This is a genomic window from Bacillus sp. SRB_331, from assembly GCF_003264175.1.
Lineage (GTDB): Bacteria > Bacillota > Bacilli > Bacillales > Bacillaceae_G > Bacillus_A > Bacillus_A mycoides.
Window position 1 is genome coordinate 73,631 of sequence record NZ_NADV01000011.1, and the last position, 19,127, is coordinate 92,757.

18 protein-coding genes and 1 other annotated feature are annotated in these 19,127 nt (G+C 39.2%); of the genes, 11 read left to right on the top strand and 7 right to left on the bottom strand.

Annotated elements, in window-relative coordinates; translation table 11 throughout:
- Window positions 1-133: 133 nt before the first annotated feature.
- From B5P42_RS08960 to leuS, 5 genes are all read left to right on the top strand, one after another.
- Complete coding sequence (locus B5P42_RS08960) at window positions 134-700, top strand: tyrosine-type recombinase/integrase (RefSeq protein WP_113734065.1); 567 nt, start codon at window positions 134-136, stop codon at window positions 698-700.
- A 41-nt stretch (window positions 701-741) separates the two neighbouring features.
- The gene (locus B5P42_RS08965) at window positions 742-1,239 is read left to right on the top strand and encodes a cation:proton antiporter regulatory subunit (RefSeq protein WP_113734066.1); all 498 of its coding nucleotides are present in this window, start codon (window positions 742-744) and stop codon (window positions 1,237-1,239) included.
- A gap of 3 nt (window positions 1,240-1,242) precedes the next feature.
- The gene (locus B5P42_RS08970) at window positions 1,243-2,466 is read left to right on the top strand and encodes a cation:proton antiporter (protein WP_113734067.1); all 1,224 of its coding nucleotides are present in this window, start codon (window positions 1,243-1,245) and stop codon (window positions 2,464-2,466) included.
- 190 nt (window positions 2,467-2,656) lie between these two features.
- Entirely contained in the window at window positions 2,657-3,850 is a 1,194-nt protein-coding gene (locus B5P42_RS08975) for an MDR family MFS transporter (protein WP_113734068.1), read from the top strand.
- 198 nt (window positions 3,851-4,048) lie between these two features.
- Window positions 4,049-4,267: a binding site (T-box leader), on the top strand.
- A 65-nt stretch (window positions 4,268-4,332) separates the two neighbouring features.
- Complete coding sequence (gene leuS / locus B5P42_RS08980) at window positions 4,333-6,741, top strand: leucine--tRNA ligase (protein WP_016102930.1); 2,409 nt, start codon at window positions 4,333-4,335, stop codon at window positions 6,739-6,741.
- A gap of 27 nt (window positions 6,742-6,768) precedes the next feature.
- On the opposite strand, the gene B5P42_RS08985 is transcribed toward leuS, so the two are convergent.
- The gene (locus B5P42_RS08985; protein ID WP_002015699.1) at window positions 6,769-7,197 is read right to left on the bottom strand and encodes a GNAT family N-acetyltransferase; all 429 of its coding nucleotides are present in this window, start codon (window positions 7,195-7,197) and stop codon (window positions 6,769-6,771) included.
- Between the two features lie 158 nt (window positions 7,198-7,355).
- Between B5P42_RS08985 and B5P42_RS08990 the strand changes: the two genes are divergently transcribed.
- Window positions 7,356-8,294, top strand: a complete 939-nt coding sequence (locus B5P42_RS08990; RefSeq protein WP_113734069.1) for a VrrB protein — start codon at window positions 7,356-7,358, stop codon at window positions 8,292-8,294.
- 44 nt (window positions 8,295-8,338) lie between these two features.
- On the opposite strand, the gene B5P42_RS08995 is transcribed toward B5P42_RS08990, so the two are convergent.
- From B5P42_RS08995 to B5P42_RS09015, 5 genes are all read right to left on the bottom strand, one after another.
- Complete coding sequence (locus B5P42_RS08995; protein WP_002034433.1) at window positions 8,339-8,761, bottom strand: pyrophosphohydrolase domain-containing protein; 423 nt, start codon at window positions 8,759-8,761, stop codon at window positions 8,339-8,341.
- 98 nt (window positions 8,762-8,859) lie between these two features.
- The gene (locus tag B5P42_RS09000) at window positions 8,860-9,045 is read right to left on the bottom strand and encodes a hypothetical protein (protein ID WP_113734070.1); all 186 of its coding nucleotides are present in this window, start codon (window positions 9,043-9,045) and stop codon (window positions 8,860-8,862) included.
- 93 nt (window positions 9,046-9,138) lie between these two features.
- The gene (locus B5P42_RS09005) at window positions 9,139-10,224 is read right to left on the bottom strand and encodes a Ger(x)C family spore germination protein (RefSeq protein ID WP_113734071.1); all 1,086 of its coding nucleotides are present in this window, start codon (window positions 10,222-10,224) and stop codon (window positions 9,139-9,141) included.
- The gene (locus B5P42_RS09010) at window positions 10,194-11,294 is read right to left on the bottom strand and encodes a spore germination protein (RefSeq protein ID WP_113734072.1); all 1,101 of its coding nucleotides are present in this window, start codon (window positions 11,292-11,294) and stop codon (window positions 10,194-10,196) included. The genes B5P42_RS09005 and B5P42_RS09010 overlap by 31 nt, the downstream gene beginning before the upstream one ends.
- Before the next feature lie 16 nt (window positions 11,295-11,310).
- Window positions 11,311-13,359 carry a spore germination protein gene (locus tag B5P42_RS09015; protein WP_113734073.1) on the bottom strand — a complete coding sequence of 683 codons (2,049 nt, stop codon included), beginning with the start codon at window positions 13,357-13,359 and terminating at the stop codon, window positions 11,311-11,313.
- Between the two features lie 152 nt (window positions 13,360-13,511).
- On the opposite strand from B5P42_RS09015, the gene B5P42_RS09020 reads away from it, so the two are divergent.
- The gene (locus B5P42_RS09020; RefSeq protein WP_113734074.1) at window positions 13,512-14,636 is read left to right on the top strand and encodes a homoserine O-acetyltransferase family protein; all 1,125 of its coding nucleotides are present in this window, start codon (window positions 13,512-13,514) and stop codon (window positions 14,634-14,636) included.
- A 48-nt stretch (window positions 14,637-14,684) separates the two neighbouring features.
- Here B5P42_RS09020 and B5P42_RS09025 read toward each other — a convergent pair whose 3' ends face one another.
- Complete coding sequence (locus B5P42_RS09025) at window positions 14,685-14,867, bottom strand: hypothetical protein (RefSeq protein ID WP_002129493.1); 183 nt, start codon at window positions 14,865-14,867, stop codon at window positions 14,685-14,687.
- A 199-nt stretch (window positions 14,868-15,066) separates the two neighbouring features.
- Here B5P42_RS09025 and B5P42_RS09030 point away from each other — a divergent pair, with 199 nt between their 5' ends.
- From B5P42_RS09030 to B5P42_RS09045, 4 genes are all read left to right on the top strand, one after another.
- Window positions 15,067-15,372, top strand: coding sequence for a rhodanese-like domain-containing protein (locus tag B5P42_RS09030; protein WP_113734075.1), 306 nt, complete (start codon window positions 15,067-15,069; stop codon window positions 15,370-15,372).
- Window positions 15,373-15,603: 231 nt separating this feature from the next.
- On the top strand, window positions 15,604-15,828 hold the full coding sequence (locus B5P42_RS09035; RefSeq protein WP_016106394.1) for a spore germination protein: 225 nt from the start codon (window positions 15,604-15,606) through the stop codon (window positions 15,826-15,828).
- A 20-nt stretch (window positions 15,829-15,848) separates the two neighbouring features.
- The gene (locus tag B5P42_RS09040; RefSeq protein ID WP_113734076.1) at window positions 15,849-16,172 is read left to right on the top strand and encodes a hypothetical protein; all 324 of its coding nucleotides are present in this window, start codon (window positions 15,849-15,851) and stop codon (window positions 16,170-16,172) included.
- 120 nt (window positions 16,173-16,292) lie between these two features.
- On the top strand, window positions 16,293-18,986 hold the full coding sequence (locus tag B5P42_RS09045) for a BclA-related collagen-like exosporium protein (protein WP_113734077.1): 2,694 nt from the start codon (window positions 16,293-16,295) through the stop codon (window positions 18,984-18,986).
- The last annotated feature ends 141 nt before the right edge of the window (window positions 18,987-19,127 follow it).

Consider the following 19,127-nt stretch of genomic DNA (forward strand, 5'->3'; position numbering starts at 1 on the left):
AATAAAAATTGCTGGGACCAAAGAAGTATATTGTGAAAATAATGGATAATACATGGAAATCTCATAGCGTGATAAGGTAAAATGGACAGGATAATGAGAAAATTACTGTTCATAAGATGAGGAGAATACATGTATGGAAGTTGTAGAGGCATTAAAAGATATAAACCAAATTGAGGCTATGAAAAAATATTTAAAAGAGCACTCGCAGCGAGATTATCTTTTATTCGTTATTGGAATTAACACTGGATTAAAAATTACAGAACTACTGAACATTAAATTTGAAGATGTATTAAATGAAGATGGAACTGTTAAAGAATTTTATTCTCTTCCTGTGAAAGATGAAAAGTTTAAACAAGATATTTATTTAAATACAAAAATAAAAGAGGCGCTTTTAGCGTACGTACAATCTTTTGATATTCAAAGAGAAAATTACGTATTTCAATCTAATAAAACAACAAATTCAATTTCGCGCCAACAAGCTTATCGTGTTATTCATAGTGCAGCTGAAGCGGTTGGGATATTTGGTAAGATTGGAACGAATTCAATGCGAAAAACATTTGGATTTCATGCATATAAAAGAGGAATAGCAATCGCGTTGTTGCAAAAGCATTTTCATCACGCGACTCCGTCAGAGACGCTCAAGTATTTAGGGATATCAAAAGATGAAAAGTTTAAAACAGAGATTGATGTAGATTTGTAAAAGGAAAGAGCCGTAACTAAAAAATTTTAGGAGGCGGGAATATGAATATTAGAGAGAGTGAACTACCGGGCATTGGATGTAAATTTGAAGTGATAACAAAGGGTAATGAAAAAATGGTTATTGTTATTCATGATGATGGAAGAAGGGAAATGTACCATTTTGATGCGGATCATGATGAGAGTATTTCGAGCATTTCTCTTCGCGATTCTGAAGCAAGACAAATTGCGGCTATATTAGGCGGGATGGTATATAGGCCACAAGCTTTAGACACGATTGAGATGGCTTTTGAAGGATTATCAATTGAATGGTTTAAAGTAGAAAATAAGGCACCAGTAGTACAAAAAACAATTGGTAGCTTACACGTTAGAAAAACATATAACGTAACAATCATTGCTATTTTGAAAAAGAATATGAAGAAGTTCTTTAATCCAGGCCCAGATTCTATCATTGAAGCTGGCGATATGCTCGTATTATCGGGCGAAAGACATGAAGTGAAAAGAATCATTAAGGAATTACTTTCAGCAGGAGGTGATTCCTAATCGATGGATACTTTAATTTTTGAAGTTGGAACTGCGTTAGTATTAGTAGCTTTTGCAGCTATCCTCGCTGCAAAGTTAAAGTTTTCGATTATTCCGTTTCTCATTGTACTCGGTATGCTAGTGGGGCCTCATGCCCCAGATTTAGGACTTATCGATTTAAGGTTTATTGAAAGCGGAGAAGTTATTTCCTTCCTCGGTCGTGTTGGCGTCATATTCCTCCTATTCTACTTAGGCTTAGAATTCTCAATAAAAAAATTAATTAAATCAGGAAAGTCGATTGCTTTTGGGGGTAGTGTTCATATATCGCTTAATTTCATATTAGGTTTACTTTATGGATATGTTATGGGTTTCCCCTTATTAGAAACATTAATTATTGCTGGAATCATTACAATTTCATCGAGTGCAATTGTTGCAAAAGTAATTGTTGATTTAAGAAGATCTGGTAATAAAGAGACTGAATTAATATTAGGAATCATTATGTTTGATGATATCTTTTTAGCTGTATATTTATCAGTCGTTTCAGGGTTAGTACTCGGTGGTGCAACATCATTTGTAGGTGCTCTTACATCGGTGTTAATCGCGGTAGGGTATATGCTACTATTCTTTGTAATCGCTAGAAAAGCTACGCCGTTCCTAAATAAAGTATTAGATATTTCGTCAAACGAAATTTTTATTATCGTAATATTCGCTATTTTATTCTTTGTAGCAGGATTTTCAGAAACGATTCATGTTGCGGAAGCGATTGGGGCTTTATTGTTAGGACTCGTCTTTTCAGAAACAGAGCATAGTGACCGGATCGAGCATCTCGTCGTTCCATTTCGTGACTTCTTTGGAGCCATATTCTTTTTCAGTTTCGGTTTAAGTATAGATCCGTTTTCACTTGGAGGAGCAGTGTGGTTGGCATTAGGAGCAGTTTTCATTACGCTCATCGGTAATTTTACAGCTGGAATGATTGCAGGGCGTAAAGCCGGGTTATCGCATAAGGCTTCTGCGAATATCGGTTTAACACTTATATCACGTGGGGAATTCTCCATTATTGTCGCGAATCTCGGAATAGCGGGTGGCTTAATGGCAACGATTAAACCATTCTCAGCTTTATATGTTTTAATATTGGCGTCGTTAGGGCCATTATTAACGAAGGAGTCTGGGAGAATATACTCTCTACTAGACAAAATATTTAAATGGAGTGCTAAAGAAAGTGCAAAACGTAAAAAGGAAGTTGGATAACCTTCCGCGAGGGAACGATTCCATTATTTATAGATTAATATTTTACAAAGACGATTAGAATACATTCTAATCGTCTTTGTGCTATTATCTGAATTTCATCAACTATTAATCAGTTGCCTTCCTATTTAAAAACGACTACAATTTTACTGTTATATATATGAACGAAAAAAAGAGAATAGGAGGGGAGACTATGCCAAGGAAAGTATGGCTATTAGTAGCTGGGATGATTATTAATGTCACGGGTGCTTCTTTTTTATGGCCTTTTAATACAATTTACTTACATGATAGTTTAGGGAAATCTTTATCAGTAGCCGGAATGGTATTAATGATCAACTCGCTTACTGGTGTAATCGGAAACTTGCTCGGCGGTGTTTTATTTGATAAATGGGGCGGTTATAAATCAATTTTAGTAGGGATTGTCATTACACTTGTATCGATTTTAGGTCTTGTATTTTTCCATGGTTGGCCATTATATGTTGTGTGGCTAGCATTAATCGGATTCGGTTCTGGAATGGTGTTTCCATCGATGTATGCGATGGTCGGTACGGTTTGGCCAGAAGGCGGGAGACGAGCGTTCAATGCAATGTATGTTGGACAAAACGTTGGGATTGCGATTGGAACAGCGTGCGGTGGATTAGTTGCGTCTTATCGTTTTGATTATATTTTCTTAGCGAACTTTATTTTATATTTTATTTTCTTCTTAATTGCGTTTATTGGATTTCGTGGTATGGAAGCAAAAAAAGAGCAAGAGGTACAAACAGAAGCCGAAACGAAAAAAGGTTGGTCACTTACACCTGGCTTCAAAGCGCTTCTAATCGTATGTGTAGCATATGCTTTATGCTGGGTTACATACGTACAGTGGCAAGGGGCAATTGCGACTCATATGCGAGAATTAGATATTAGCCTCCGCCATTATAGTTTATTATGGACGATAAACGGAGCGATGATTGTTTGTGCACAGCCGCTTGTTAGTATGCTAATTCGCTGGATGAAGCGTTCTTTAAAACAACAAATTATGATTGGAATTATCATTTTTGCGGCGTCGTTTATTGTTTTAAGCCAAGCGCAGCAATTTACGATGTTTCTCGTTGCGATGGTGACATTAACAATTGGTGAATTATTCGTATGGCCGGCAGTTCCGACCATCGCAAATATACTTGCACCGAAAGATAAGCTAGGATTTTATCAAGGTGTTGTAAATAGCGCAGCGACTGTAGGGAAAATGTTCGGACCGGTCGTTGGCGGAGCGATTGTTGACTTATACAATATGGAAGTATTGTTTATTGCGATCATGGTAATGCTTGTAGTAGCGCTTATAGCAACGAGTATTTATGATAGACGAGTAAAAGTAGAAGAAACAGTTGAAGAAAAAATTGCAGTTTAGTTTGACGGAACATGCAACATGTTTTAGAATATATTTAAATAAATAGTAATAAAATATCCTTTGGAACAAGGGAGTTAGCTCGGCTGTCCTAAGACGAATTCGTTAGTTAGCAAGAGTAACGATTAACCGAGAAGCCCTCGCTTCAAGTAAGCTCTTAAGAGATACTAAGTGGTGGGTAGTTCACATTAACTCATATTTGTAATAACAGTGAGAAGGAGTAGTAGTAATAGAAGCTGGTTTAGAGAGTTGACGGTCGGTGCAAGTCAATCCACGTTTCGTTATGAACTCGCCTTTGAGTTGCAGTTGTGAAATCATTAGTAGCAATTGCCGTTAATCCACGTTACGGATCTAAGCGAATGTATTTATTACATTAATTTAGGGTGGTACCGCGGGAATCTATAACCTCTCGTCCCTTTCTAGGGATGAGAGGTTTTTTGTATTTTGGGCGGTGAAAATAAATAGAATTTCAAGGAGGGTATCTCATGAGCTTTAATCATCAAGAAATTGAGAAGAAGTGGCAAGGGCATTGGGAAGAGAATAAAACATTCCGTACGCCAGATGAAACAGAAAAACCAAAATTTTATGCACTAGATATGTTCCCATATCCATCAGGTGCAGGCTTACACGTAGGTCATCCAGAAGGTTATACAGCGACAGATATTTTATCTCGTATGAAGCGTATGCAAGGATATAACGTTCTTCATCCAATGGGATGGGATGCATTCGGTCTTCCAGCAGAGCAATATGCACTTGATACTGGGAACAGCCCGGCTGAATTTACAGAGCTTAATATTAATACGTTCCGTAATCAAATTAAAGCATTAGGCTTCTCCTACGATTGGGATCGTGAAGTAAATACAACAGATCCAACCTACTACAAGTGGACACAATGGATCTTCCTAAAACTATTTGAAAAAGGTTTAGCTTACGTTGATGAAGTACCTGTAAACTGGTGCCCAGCACTTGGTACAGTACTTGCAAACGAAGAAATCATTGACGGTAAGAGTGAGCGCGGTGGACATCCAGTTGAGCGTCGTCCGATGAGACAGTGGATGTTAAAAATTACAGCTTACGGAGATCGTCTATTAGAAGATCTAGATGAGCTTAATTGGCCAGAAAGCTTAAAAGACATGCAACGTAACTGGATCGGCCGTTCTGAAGGTGCAGAAGTACACTTCAACATCGACGGTACAGATGAGAAGTTCACAGTTTTCACAACGCGTCCTGATACACTATTTGGAGCAAGCTACTGTGTACTGGCTCCAGAGCATGCACTTGTTGCTAACATTACAATACCAGAACAAAAAGAAGCTGTAGAAGCTTACATTAACTCTGTTAAAATGAAGAGCGATTTAGAGCGTACAGAACTTGCGAAAGAAAAAACTGGTGTATTTACTGGTGCTTACGCAGTTAACCCAGTAAACGGTGAGAAATTACCAATCTGGATCGCTGATTATGTTCTTGCAACTTACGGAACAGGTGCTGTAATGGCAGTTCCAGCTCACGATGAGCGTGACTATGAATTCGCATCAACGTTCAATCTTCCAATGAAGGAAGTTGTAAAAGGCGGAGACATTTCGAAAGAAGCATATACAGGTGATGGTGCGCACGTAAACTCAGCATTCCTTGATGGTTTAAATAAAGAAGAAGCAATTGTAAAAATGATTGAGTGGCTTGAAGTAACAAGCGCAGGAAATCAAAAAGTAACGTACCGTCTACGTGACTGGTTATTTAGTCGCCAACGTTACTGGGGTGAGCCAATTCCAGTAATCCATTGGGAAGATGGTACAATGACAGCTGTGAAAGAAGAAGAATTACCATTAGTTCTTCCGAAAACAGAGAATATTCGTCCTTCAGGTACAGGTGAATCACCACTTGCAAACATTGAAGAGTGGGTAAATGTTGTTGATCCTGAAACTGGTAAAAAAGGTCGTCGTGAAACAAATACAATGCCACAATGGGCTGGTAGCTGCTGGTACTACCTACGCTACATCGATCCAAACAACAGCGAAGCACTTGTAGACCCTGAAAAAGTAAAACAATGGCTTCCAGTTGATATTTATATCGGTGGAGCAGAGCACGCTGTACTTCACTTACTATATGCTCGTTTCTGGCATAAAGTATTATATGATATCGGTGTAGTTCCAACGAAAGAACCGTTCCAACAATTATTCAACCAAGGTATGATCTTAGGTGAAAACAACGAGAAAATGAGTAAATCAAAAGGTAACGTTGTAAATCCTGATGATATCGTAGCAAGCCACGGTGCAGATACACTTCGTCTATACGAAATGTTCATGGGACCATTAGATGCTTCAATCGCTTGGTCTGAAAATGGTCTTGACGGAGCTCGTCGCTTCCTAGACCGCGTATGGCGCCTATTCATTCAAGAGAATGGTGAATTAAGTGAGAAAATTACTGATGCACCAAACAAAGATCTTGAAAAAGCTTACCACCAAACAGTGAAGAAAGTAACAGAAGACTATGCAGAGCTTCGCTTCAACACAGCGATTTCTCAAATGATGGTATTCATCAACGATGCATACAAAGCTGAAACACTTCCGAAAGAATATGTAGAAGGTTTCGTAAAAATGATTGCACCAGTTGCACCTCACATCGGGGAAGAACTATGGAGCAAACTTGGATACAGTGAAACAATCACATATGCAAGCTGGCCAACATTTGATGAGTCTAAACTTGTAGAAGATGAAGTTGAAATCGTTGTTCAAATTATGGGCAAAGTTCGCACAAAACTAACAATGAGTAAAGACGCATCAAAAGAAGAAATGGAACAACTTGCACTTGAGGCAATCAAAGAACAAATTGAAGGAAAAACAGTTCGTAAAGTAATTGTTGTTCCTGGAAAACTTGTTAACGTTGTTGCAAACTAATTAATTATTAATAAAAGCTCAGAGCGTTTATGCTCTGAGCTTTTTTGCGTGAAAAATAAGCTCAGGATCACCTTCATCTAAGTTTTCGATCATTCCACTACGCATAAATCCATTTGCTTTAAAAACTTTTTGCATATTTGTATTCGATTTGTTCGTTGAAGAAAATATTTTTTGAGTAGGAGAATGTCTTAACATATATGAGATTAATGAGCTTGCATGACCTTGTCTTCTTTTCGTTGGCGAAACAATGATTAATGAGAGGAAAGTATAACCAAAGAAATTTGTATCGTATGTTAGAAAACCAGAAATGGAATTGTCCTCTTTTGCAATGATGCAGGTTCCTTCATCAATAGCGTGTTTAATATAATCTCGTCTACTATCGTCTCCGATCACATCAACATCTATATGTAAGATTGAATCTAAATCATCGATGGAAGCTTTTGCTACGTTCTCCAACGAAAACGCCTCCTTTGAAAAAATAATCAGTTAATTTAGTTTATCATGAATGAAGAACGAAGAAAAAGGCGCGGAATTCCCATATAGACAAACACCTATTCTTCTATAGAAAATATGATAAAAAAGGTAGGTTAAATTGAACAGAAGAGGTGAAAGGAATGAAAGGGATGGACAATAATGCACCACATGGCTTCTTCGGAGGTGGATCGGATAGTTATGGACAAATGATGTTCATGGGAGGAGATGGTCAACACGGATATGGCGGAATTCCAAGTTGGATGGGAGGAGCAGCTGGAGGATTTCCGACGTCAGTGGCGGGTGTACAAACAGGATTCCCAACATCAGTAGCTGGAGTGCAAACAGGATTTCCGGTAGTAGTAGGAGGTACACAAGGAGGAGTGCCTGTAGGTATGCCAACTACATTTCCATCTTTCGTTGGCGGTGTACAAACAGGATTTCCTGTACCTGGCGTTGGTGTTGTAGCTGGTGGAATCGGCGGATTCCCTCAAGGTGTTCACGGTCATCATGAGCATCACGGCCATCATCATCAACAACACGGTCATCATCAGCACCACGGTCATCATCAACAACACGGCCATCATGGTCACCAAGGCCATCATCAGCACCACGGTCATCATCAACAACAAGTACATCATCATGGTCATCATCAAATTCATCCGCAGGCTGTCCTTTATCAAACACACCAAGGCCACCATCATCACCAAGGCCACCATCAGCACCAAGGTCATCAAGATCATCACGGCCACCATCAGCAACAAGTACATCACCAAGGCCACCACCAAATTCATCCGCAAGCTGTTCTTTTCCAAACACACCAAGGCCAACACCATCACCAAGGCCAACACCATCATCAAGGTCAACACCATCACCAAGGCCAACACCATCATCAAGGTCAACACCATCATCAAGGTCAACAGCATCATCAAGGTCAACAGCATCATCAAGGTCAACAACAATACCAACAGTATCAGCAGCAACAACAGCCTTGGGCAGGTGGAATTGGAGCAGGAACGGCAGCAGGAGCAGCAGCTGGTACTGCAGGAGCAGCAGGACACGCGGGACACGTGGGTCATTAATAGACCAAAGGAAAAAAGACATAATAAAAAACTGCTAGGAGATCCTAGCAGTTTTTTTCTGCCTCTTGACGTTGGCGTTCGATTTCCGCACGAAGTTGTGGTTCCGGTGCTTGCCATCCTTCTGGTTTCATAATTTTGCCGTCGCCCTCGCGGAATCGAGGCTTTCCATCAGGGAATAGTTTTGCCATGTTAGCATTGTTTACAATTTCGAATCCTTTATCTGGACGTACGCCCATTTCTGCAAACGTTCCGAATGCAAAGTAAATCAGGTCAATAAGTGCATCATATTGATCTTCAACAGTTGTTGCTTCTAGAAATTCTTCTAGCTCTTCTTGCATAAAGCTAGCACGAATTTTTGCACGCTCTTCTGTTAGTTTTGTTGGAGTACTTGTCACAGGATGTCCGAATTCTTCATGCATTTTTGCAACAAGTTCGTATCCTTTATCTAAACCTTTTTCGTTTGTCATGTTGTTTCATCCTTTCTTATGTTATGCCGAATTTTATTGTAACATAAGGTAGTTATTAAATAAAAAGAACATCTTATGAGAAATAAGATGTTCGCTCGTTATTCTTCTTTCTTAATTAAAACGGATAAAATAAGATCGATGCCAAACATACCAACGAGCAACATTGGTATAACGACAAGTAAATAACGTGTGAAGGAAACATTTTTTAAGTATGTATGAGCAAATAAAAAGACGCCGAGAAATAAAATACCGTTTAAAATAGGCTTTACTAATTTTTTGGACATAAGCTCCCCCGTAAATATCTTTTCTCTCTATATTTGGTAATGAAAAACTCCTCTCTCCGTTGTATCATGCCGGAGGGAGGAGTTCAATCATTATCATTCAATTACGCCAGAATTTGTAATGTTAACTGTGTATTTTATTGTAATGGGAACATCTTTGTACATCTTTCTCCACTCTTCTAATTTAAATGGACGATAATGTTCTTTATACCTTGCACCGAGGCCGAGTGGATCCACATTCAAAGATTTAAACTGTTTAATTAGTTTATTAGCTTTTGCATCTAATTGTTTTTCAATCGTTTTTTCTATTTTTTGTGTATTCTTTTTATTGTCTAAGTTGAACTGTTTAGATAGTTCTTGAATACGAGCTTCTAGTTTGACGTGTATGAAAAATGATGGTTTTCCGTCTTTTATATTTACTTGGTAAGTTGGGACGGATCGAATGTTATTAATGATTGTGTATCCGGAGTTTGCTTTAAATTCATGTGAATCTAATCGGTGTTTTTCCAATAAGCCTTTAAAGGCAAACATATCATGATAATTAATTTTCCCAACATATTTATCTTTTTTTAAAAGGCCGATGCCAGTAATTTTTATTTTATCTTTATCTTTTTTGAGGATTGGTAAATAGGAATCTTGGCCTTCACGATAATATCGATAGGCTCCTAGATGTAGATTGTCAGTAGGTAAAGGGCCTGTTTGCATATTATGGTCTAACATTTTCTTTATATAAATGGCAACGTTAGATGATGTTGTATATTTACCTTTTAGTAAGTCCATCCCAGTTCCTTCTAATAGACCGACATACATTGAGTTCCCGATGTTCACATCCCGAATTAATGTGTCAAAGGAAGTAGATAATCCTTTTTTAGCAATTCTTGTAGTAAATAGAGCAACCCGCATTTGTCCGCTGGCAAATGGTTGAGAAGACTCTAAAGATGTGTCTGCTTTTACTTGTTTTACCGCGTTTGCAGTTCCTTCGAAGACTTGAACTTTATTACCTTTTTTCTGAATGGGACAAACGAATGTCACTTTTACTTTATTATCCTTTGCTACATCAAATACAGTTCCTTGAATAAGTTGTACATCATCGATAATATTTTTTTGTAAACATCCAGTTAGACTGAAGAGTGTTATACAAGAAATAAGTATTAATTTACTTTTACTTTTGATTTTTTCCATTTTCTTTTCACCCACACAATAATAAATAGAATTGGGATGTATATGTAAATAAGCCAAAAACTAACCCTTGATGCATTACTAATAAAGTCATTAATATCATGTCTGTTCGTTAAAAGCTGTGAAGCAATGAGGGTAATGAGCAAAAAAGTAATTAAAACACCTCTTTGTTTTACACGAAATATTTCGTGTGTTCCTCTTGTCGCAGCCCATAAAGGAAGGATAGAGCTTGTAACAATAACGAGAGCGTAAGCCGAGATTGCAATGTACTCTAGCCTTTCTATGAAAGGAAGTTGGATTACTTGGGTCATGGAAAGTTGTGACCATATTGTTTTTGATAATTGTTTTTCACTAAAAAACGAAAAGGCTAAAAGTGTACTAAATAAATATAGAAGGTTTGAAAATAGTGCTCCGTATTGAGCGAATTTATGAGATTGCTTAGGATTTTTCACAAATGGATAAATCATAAGATAAATCTCAAACCCTGTCATACTGTAGATTGACAGCTGGGCGGCTTTTAAAATATCTGAAAAAGAATGTGTGAAAATAGGTAGTAAATTAGGCCAATGTGAGTATTTCAAAACGAATAGGCTAAGAAATAAATATCCCAATGTACCACCAATAGAGATGACGCAAATACCAGTAATTACACGAAATCCAGAAGAAATAATGTAATAGCTAACTAAGCATAAAAAGAGTGTTAACATCCAAGTTGAAGCGGTAGGAAACATCCACACTTGAATAATTTCAACGTATGTTCGAATGACAGAAATGCTGACGGTTAAAAAATAGGCTATAAAGATGAGATTAATGCCGTTTCCTAGCCATTTTCCAAACGTTTGTCGCTGTAAATCAATTAAATTTCCGTTTGTTTCTTTTAACAAGAAATACATCATCCATAGGAGAATATGAATGATGATTCCTGTGATGAAGACTCCTATCCAACCGTCATATCCAGCAGCCTTAGCAATAATACGGGCAAACCCAAGGACGCCGGCACCGAATTGTGCACCGTGAATTAAAAAGAAAACGAAGACGGGTGATATTTGGTGTTCTGCTTTAATTTTACTCATCGATGCACCTCATTTCTTAATCATCAAAATCTGACGTATGTTTCGTAGAAATTCCATTAGTTGCTTTCTTTACGTGTTGCGGTCTTGCTTGAACATCTCGTGTATCAATCATTGTTAATGGAAAACGAATCCAAGAATCTTTAAAGGATTGTTGTCTCGTTGGATAAAAGAGAGCGTACGGCTTACGTAAAGAAGTAAGTCTAAACAAATGGGTAAATAAAAAGATAAATCCAAGAGATATACCGAAAAGCCCACCTATTTCTGCAAATGCAAGAAATGGGAAACGTAGTAATCGAACAGCGTTACCCATTTTATAAATCGGTGTAATGAAGGAAGCGAGTGCTGATAGGGCAACGATAATTAATAAAATATTACTCGTTAAACCAGCTTGTACAGATGCTTGCCCAATTACAATACCGCCTACAATACCGAGCGTTTGTCCGACCTTCATAGGTAATCGAGCGCCAGCTTCTCTTAATAAATCAATAGCAAGTTCCAAGAAAAGTGCTTCTATTAAAGGTGGAAATGGTACTTGAGCCCTTGATAAAATTAATGTTTCAAGTAAGTCACTCGGAACTAATTCATAATGATAATTCAAAACTGCAACGTATAATGGAGTTGCACAAATTGAGAATAGAACAGCGAGCAATCTTAAAATCCTTGAGAATGTAGCGTATAACCAAGAAACGTTATAGTCTTCTGGTGAAATGAAAAAATCGAAATATGATACAGGAGTTAAAAGGACACTTGGAGAACCATCAACAAAAATAGCGATTTTGCCATCAATAAGTGCCTTTGTAACTCTGTCAGTACGCTCTGTATTTATATAGAGCGGGAAAATCGATTTTTCACCCATTAACTCTTGTATATAGGCACTGTCATTAATTTGATCGTATTCGAGAGCACGTAATGATTCTTCTAGAAACTCTACATTATCTTTTTCTGCAAGGTTGTCTAAATACATCATCACAACCTTTGTTTTTGAAAACTCTCCAATAATCATCTCTTTTGTTTGTAACTCTAAAACAGGAAGGCGTTTACGGACTAAATTAATATTTGTATCAATAGCTTCTACAAAACCTTCTTGCGGACCGATAACTGTTGATTCATTTAATGGAGGGCTTGGTGCCCGGTAAGTATCAATTGCAATATTTGCAAGCATACACTTTTGATCTTGCTGATTTAATTGAATAATTGCATGTCCTTTTAAAACCATGTCCTCAATTTTTTGTAAGTCGTTCGTAATTGTAATACCACTCATTGGAATATGTTCTTTTAATTCTTCTAATGAAGCGCAAGGACGTTCCATTAGAGTAGGCATTAAATACTTTTGCAATTTCTCACCATCAAGTGAAGGGCGATAGTAAGAAATCCAATAAGGCATCGTTTCATCGTCAGATGTATGGTAATTAACAAAATCACTAGACTGTTTCAGCTTCTCTATTAAATCTTGTAGAGAATGAATATGGTCATTTTCTGGTTTGCTAAAGTCATAAATGCTGTTACTTTCTGAGCTTTGTTGTTTGTTTTGAGAAGAATCCTCTTGTTTAGAGCTTTGCTGTTTGTTCTGAGAATGATCCTCTTGTTTAGAATTTTGCTGCTTGTCTTGAGAAGAATCCTCTTGCTTAGAATTTTGCTGTTTGTCTTGAGAATTATCGTCTTGTTTAGAGCTTTGCTGTTTGTTTTGAGAAGAATCCTCTTGCTTAGAATTTTGTTGTTTGTTTTGAGAAGAATCTTCTTGTTTAGAGCTTTGCTGTTTGTTTTGAGAAGAATCCTCTTGTTTAGAATTTTGCTGTTTGTTTTGAGAAGAATCCTCTTGCTTAGAATTTCGCTGTTTGTCTTGAGAATTATCGTCTTGTTTAGAGCTTTGCTGTTTGTTTTGAGAAGAATCCTGTTGCTTAGAATTTTGATGCTTGTCTTGAGAAGAAGCATCAGTTTGTTCCTTACTTTTTGGCTCGTCATTCTTATCTTTGTTATGTTCCTTTTGATCATCAGACTGTTGTTTCAAATCAGCTGTCTCTTTTGTATTTGAGTTTTTTTTCTTACGTAACCAATTCCAAATCATATGTATGCCCTCTTTGATTGTGTAATATAGTGCTATTTTGTGGCTAATTTTGTATATTATTCATTTATTTATGAAAAGAAAGAGGAGATTGGCTTGCATAGAAAAAACCCTTTAGTAAGCAGTTCATAAAATGACGGGAAGAAGGCGAGTCTGTGCAAATTGTAAAAAAGGAGAAGTTTGTTTTAAAAGAATTTGTGTTTGAAAATGGTAGGGAGATTCCTGTTCAAATGGGGTATGAGACGTATGGTGCTTTAAATAGAGAAAAATCAAATGGGATTTTGGTTTGTCACTATTTTAGTGCAACAAGTCATGCGGCAGGAAAATATACAGAGCATGATGAGGAAGCTGGTTGGTGGGATGGATTAATTGGACCTGGAAAAGCAATTGATACAAATAAATATTTCGTTATATGTACTGATAACCTTTGTAATGTACAGGTGAAGAACCCTTACGTGATTACAACGGGACCAAAATCGATAAATCCGATGACTGGTTTTGAGTATGCGATGGACTTTCCAGTTTTCACATTTTTAGATGTAGCACGTATGCAATATGAGTTAATAAAAGATATGGGGATTTCAAGATTACATGCTGTAATGGGACCTTCGGCAGGTGGGATGATTGCGCAGCAATGGGCTGTTCACTATCCTCATATGGTAGAGCGAGTGATTGGAGTTATTACGAATCCACAAAATCCAATTATAACGTCGGGAAATGTAGCGCAAAATGCGATTGAAGCAATTCAGCTTGATCCAAATTGGAAAGGTGGAAAGTACGGAGAGGAGCAACCAACGAAGGGGCTTCATTTAGCGAATAAAATGATGTTTATGAACGCATTTGATGAACATTTTTATGAAAAGGCATTCCCGCGGAACAGTATAGAAATGGTACCTTATCAACAATTTTCTGCATTAACATCATTTGAGAAAGAGATAAATAAAGTGACATGCAAAAGTATAGATTTAGTAGATGCAAATTCATGGATGTATACTACAAAAGCAGTCTTATTACATGATATTGCGCATGGATTTTCTTCTTTAGAAGAGGCTCTTTCTAATATAGAAGCGAATGTACTCATGATTCCGTGCAAACAAGATTTACTTCAGCCGCCTCGTTACAATTATAAAATGGTAGAAATATTGCAAAAGCAAGGGAAGTACGCAGAAGTATATGAGATAGAAAGTATAAATGGGCATATGGCAGGAGCGTTAGATATTCATTTATTTGAAAAGAAAGTTTATGAGTTTTTAAATCGGAAAGTATCTAGTTTAGTGTAGGAAATAATTAATGTGGAAAGGTGCATGATTTATAGTAGGCACCTTTTTTTACATGATTTGCAGACGGAAAATATATGAAGCGATTGATAAACCGAAGAAAGCTATACTAAGTAATAGAAATAAGAATGACATTTCTTGAGGGGATTTTATCTTTTTATTATTTTTCATACTAAGAGCAATAACTGCAAAAACTAAGAAAATGATGCCCATAATGAAAAGAAAAAGTGTCATTTTAACTGGCTCCTTTCATAAAACAAGTATATTGAGGATACAATGCGCCAGTTATGTTTGTAAAGAATAAGTTTTGCAGGGAAATTGAGAAATAAATGTTCCATTCTTTGCGTTCCTTCCTTCGCGTGCTAAAATTGATGAGAAATGTTTGTTTAAAGAAGAAACTGAAGGTTTTATTGTATATAAGGAGGAACTACATATGACAGAAGTAAAAACAATTACTACAGAAGAAGTGCAAAAGCGTTTAGAAAATGGAGAAACATTATTTTTAGTAGATGTAAGGGAAGATGAAGAAGTAGCGGCAGGGAAAATTCCGGAAGCTATACATATTAAAATGGGCGATATTCCAAATAAAGTAGATTTCTTTGAGAAAGAGAATGAATATATCTTTATTTGCCGTTCGGGAATGCGTAGTGAAAATGTATGCCATTATTTAAATGAGCAAGGATTTAAAACAGTGAATATGGTTGGCGGTATGCTTCAATATGAAGGCGAAACTAAATAAGTAGCTGCAAAAACTTGAAACGTGTTTGTTTCAAGTTTTTTTCTTTTGCATACAGTGTATAAAGTGAAACTTTAATCAGTAGGGGTTTTGTTCATCCCCCACTGATTATTAGCCTTCACCAATCGGGCGTTTACGGGCAGTTGATCTCTCACCTAACTTCTTTGTCCCAGCCAAATTTTGAGGTGGGAGTCTTACTGCTCGTAAATAGCGGGATAAAAGGGGGATAGGTAAATGGGAATTAACATGCGTAAAGTGAAAATTATAAATAATACAGGAGCTGTTAATGTTGGTGACTGTTATGATATCTCACCTTTAGCTGTGGCAAAAATATATGCGGGTGCTGGAGGGTCGAGTGCGGCTATTTTTTTAAATGGGAAAAGGCAGCCAGAAGCGGTGATTAGAACATCAGTATTCCTTCCGCCATTAGCAACAAGTACACGTACATTAGGTTCGTAAAGGAGAGGTAGAGTGTAAGTATGCCAGCACATATAAAAGAGTTTATTATCGTTAATAACACTGGGAATATATTTACGGGTGATAATTTGAGTGATACTTCGTTTACTGCCTCGAAATCGTATAGTGGTTCAATGGGTTGTACTTGGATTGATGTTGTTACGATAATAGGAACTGAAACGAAGCTTTGTTTACAACCGGGAGATAGTGTGACGACAACGTATACGAGAGGTACTCCTGCTAGTAATCTAACAGGAACAAATACGGATCAAGGTGCAAATGTATCAAATATAGTACAAAGTGTTCCTAATACAGATAATATGGATTCAACAGCTGGACTCCCCTAAGGAATTAAGGGAGTTTTTATTATTTAAAATAAAAAATAGTCTTGGAGATTATTTTTGTAAATAGATTAAGAAGCAGAGGTTTATCTAGTGTGAAAAAGATGGTTTGTAGGTGGTGAAAGTGTGAAAAATCGTGATAATAAAGGGAAACAACATTCGTTAAACTCTAATTTGAGAATTCCACCAGAACTTATTGGGCCTACTTTCCCTCCTGTTCCAACTGGATTTACGGGTATAGGGATTACAGGTCCAACAGGTCCACAAGGTCCGACTGGCCCTCAAGGACCGAGAGGGTTTCAAGGTCCGGTGGGAGAGATGGGACCGACAGGACCGCAAGGAGTGCAAGGGATTCAAGGACCAGCTGGACAAATAGGTGCAACAGGACCAGAAGGACAGCAGGGACCACAAGGATTAAGGGGACCACAGGGAGAAACAGGAGCGACAGGACCTCAAGGAGTGCAAGGGCTACAAGGTCCAATTGGTCCAACCGGAGCGACTGGGGCACAAGGTATACAGGGGATACAGGGATTACAGGGGCCGATTGGAGCTACCGGGCCAGAGGGACCTCAAGGAATTCAAGGAGTGCAAGGGGTACCGGGTGCAACAGGTTCACAAGGAATACAAGGAGCTCAAGGGATACAAGGCCCACAAGGACCGAGTGGAAATACGGGAGCAACAGGAGCGACTGGTCAGGGGATTAGTGGTCCGACTGGAATAACAGGTCCAACAGGGATAACTGGCCCATCTGGAGGACCTCCAGGTCCGACTGGAGCAACTGGTGCGACAGGGCCAGGAGGTGGACCGAGTGGAAGTACAGGTGCGACGGGAGCGACTGGAAATACTGGAGTAACTGGAAGTGCGGGAGTGACTGGAAATACAGGTCCGACTGGAAGTACAGGAGAAACAGGAGCACAGGGCCTGCAAGGAATACAAGGGGTTCAAGGGCGAATTGGACCAACGGGTCCAGAAGGTCCGCAAGGTATTCAAGGTATTCCAGGTCCGACAGGAGTAACTGGTGAACAAGGAATCCAAGGGGTTCAGGGAATTCAAGGGATAACGGGGGCAACTGGAGATCAAGGTCCGCAAGGTATACAAGGGGCCATAGGACCTCAAGGTATAACAGGAGCAACAGGAGATCAAGGCCCACAAGTAATACAAGGGGTACCTGGTCCAACCGGGGACACAGGCTCACAAGGAGTCCAAGGAATTCAAGGGCCAATGGGTGATATAGGACCAACAGGCCCAGAAGGCCCAGAAGGACTTCAGGGTCCGCAAGGAATACAAGGAGTGCCAGGACCAGCTGGAGCAACAGGTCCAGAGGGCCCACAAGGAATCCAAGGAATTCAAGGACCAATAGGAGTAACAGGTCCAGAAGGTCCACAAGGCATTCAGGGAATACAAGGGGTTCAAGGTATAACAGGAGCAACCGGAGCACAAGGAGCAACTGGAGTTCAAGGTGTTCAAGGGAATATAGGAGCAACAGGTCCAGAGGGCCCGCAAGGAGTGCAAGGTACTCAAGGGGATATAGGTCCAACAGGTCCAATGGGTCCACAGGGAATTCAAGGAATCCAAGGGCCGACAGGGGAAGGGACTACAGGAGCAACTGGAGTAACTGGTCCAACAGGTGTAACGGGTCCATCAGGAGGACCAGCCGGACCGACTGGCCCAACAGGTCCATCAGGTCCGACGGGAGTGACAGGTCCATCCGGTGGACCACCTGGCCCGACTGGAGCAACCGGTTCGACAGGAATAACAGGAGATACTGGGGCGACGGGCTCAACTGGAGTGACAGGAGCAACAGGAGAAACGGGAGCAACCGGAGTTACGGGTTTACAAGGACCACAAGGAATTCAAGGAGTGCAAGGAGACATAGGCCCAACCGGTCCGCAAGGTGTTCAAGGTCCACAAGGGATCCAAGGTATAACTGGAGCAACGGGAGATCAAGGGCCGCAAGGAATTCAAGGCCCGCAAGGAATCCAAGGTCCAACCGGTCCTCAAGGAATCCAAGGAGGTCAAGGCCCACAAGGGATACAAGGGGCAACAGGTGCAACCGGAGCACAAGGCCCACAGGGAATTCAAGGGATACAAGGAGTGCAAGGTCCGACTGGTCCACAAGGCCCAACCGGAATACAAGGTGTGCAAGGAGAAATAGGTCCAACTGGTCCGCAAGGTGTGCAAGGTTTACAAGGTCCACAAGGCCCAACCGGGGACACGGGTCCAACAGGAGCGCAAGGCCCACAAGGAATTCAAGGTCCAACGGGAGCAACAGGAGCGACAGGTTCACAAGGAATTCAAGGTCCAACGGGGGCAACAGGAGCGACAGGTTCACAAGGAATCCAAGGTCCAACGGGAGCAACAGGAGCTGGAGCAACAGGAGCCACTGGAGCGACCGGGGTGACGGGAGTTAGTACAACTGCAACGTATGCATTTGCGAATAATACATCAGGAACCGCTATTTCCGTTTTATTAGGCGGTACGAATATCCCATTACCGAACAATCAAAATATTGGACCAGGAATAACTGTTAGTGGTGGAAATACTGTATTTACAGTTGCGAATGCAGGGAATTATTATATAGCCTATACAATTAATTTAACGGCAGGATTACTTGTAAGTTCTCGTATAACTGTAAATGGCAGTCCGCTTGCGGGAACGATAAACTCCCCGGCAGTGGCTACTGGTTCATTTAGTGCACCAATAATTGCTAACTTGCCTGCTGGAGCTGCTATTAGTCTGCAGTTATTTGGATTAGTTGCAATAGCTACATTATCTACAACAACGCCAGGAGCTACTCTAACTATTATTAGATTAAGTTAATAAGCAAAAAAACCTTGGAACTTTTATGTTTCAAGGTTTTTTTATCTCGTTACTTGTAGATAGTCTAATTGGTTAGTAAAGTTTCACTTTATTCACCTTAGCAAAAACATCGCAGTTCGAAAATATATTATAATAGAATGA

Coding starts and splice junctions, on each gene's coding strand:
- leuS (WP_016102930.1), top strand. CDS start 4,333: ATGAGCTTTAATCATCAAGAAATTGAGAAGAAGTGGCAAGGGCATTGG.
- B5P42_RS08995 (WP_002034433.1), bottom strand. CDS start 8,761: ATGACAAACGAAAAAGGTTTAGATAAAGGATACGAACTTGTTGCAAAA.
- B5P42_RS09030 (WP_113734075.1), top strand. CDS start 15,067: ATGACAGAAGTAAAAACAATTACTACAGAAGAAGTGCAAAAGCGTTTA.
- B5P42_RS09000 (WP_113734070.1), bottom strand. CDS start 9,045: ATGTCCAAAAAATTAGTAAAGCCTATTTTAAACGGTATTTTATTTCTC.
- B5P42_RS08990 (WP_113734069.1), top strand. CDS start 7,356: ATGAAAGGGATGGACAATAATGCACCACATGGCTTCTTCGGAGGTGGA.
- B5P42_RS09025 (WP_002129493.1), bottom strand. CDS start 14,867: ATGACACTTTTTCTTTTCATTATGGGCATCATTTTCTTAGTTTTTGCA.
- B5P42_RS08970 (WP_113734067.1), top strand. CDS start 1,243: ATGGATACTTTAATTTTTGAAGTTGGAACTGCGTTAGTATTAGTAGCT.
- B5P42_RS08965 (WP_113734066.1), top strand. CDS start 742: ATGAATATTAGAGAGAGTGAACTACCGGGCATTGGATGTAAATTTGAA.
- B5P42_RS09010 (WP_113734072.1), bottom strand. CDS start 11,294: ATGAGTAAAATTAAAGCAGAACACCAAATATCACCCGTCTTCGTTTTC.
- B5P42_RS09040 (WP_113734076.1), top strand. CDS start 15,849: ATGCCAGCACATATAAAAGAGTTTATTATCGTTAATAACACTGGGAAT.
- B5P42_RS08960 (WP_113734065.1), top strand. CDS start 134: ATGGAAGTTGTAGAGGCATTAAAAGATATAAACCAAATTGAGGCTATG.
- B5P42_RS08975 (WP_113734068.1), top strand. CDS start 2,657: ATGCCAAGGAAAGTATGGCTATTAGTAGCTGGGATGATTATTAATGTC.
- B5P42_RS09005 (WP_113734071.1), bottom strand. CDS start 10,224: ATGGAAAAAATCAAAAGTAAAAGTAAATTAATACTTATTTCTTGTATA.
- B5P42_RS09015 (WP_113734073.1), bottom strand. CDS start 13,359: ATGATTTGGAATTGGTTACGTAAGAAAAAAAACTCAAATACAAAAGAG.
- B5P42_RS09035 (WP_016106394.1), top strand. CDS start 15,604: ATGGGAATTAACATGCGTAAAGTGAAAATTATAAATAATACAGGAGCT.